1 pseudogene is annotated in these 353 nt (G+C 67.7%); it reads right to left on the minus strand.

Going from position 1 to position 353, the window contains the following annotated elements:
• Positions 1 to 353: pseudogene (locus DIE16_RS36390) on the minus strand (TonB-dependent siderophore receptor); the annotation flags it as partial.

Raw genomic sequence — 353 nt, forward strand, 5'->3', positions numbered from 1 at the left:
AGCAGCTGGTAGCCGGGCGCGGAACGCTGGATCCACTGCTGGAATTCCGCGTTGAACTGCAGGCTCGCGCGCGGGCTGATGTCCCAGTCGGCGGCGATCGAGCCGAACGTGCGTCGTCCGTTGGTGCCGTCGATATAGGAGTGCATGTTCTCCTTCGCGGCATTGATCCGGAAGCCGAACTGATTGTCGGGGCCGAAGCGGCGGCCGAGATCGACGGACGCCGACGTCGAGCCGCGGCTGTCGACGCCGCCCGTCACGCTCGCGACGTTCGCGGAGCGCTTCGTCACGAAGTTGATCACGCCGCCCGGCGCGACCACGCCGCTGTCGATGCCCGCCAGCCCCTTCAGGATCTC

It is taken from the genome of Burkholderia sp. Bp9090 (assembly GCF_003857985.1).
GTDB lineage: Bacteria > Pseudomonadota > Gammaproteobacteria > Burkholderiales > Burkholderiaceae > Burkholderia.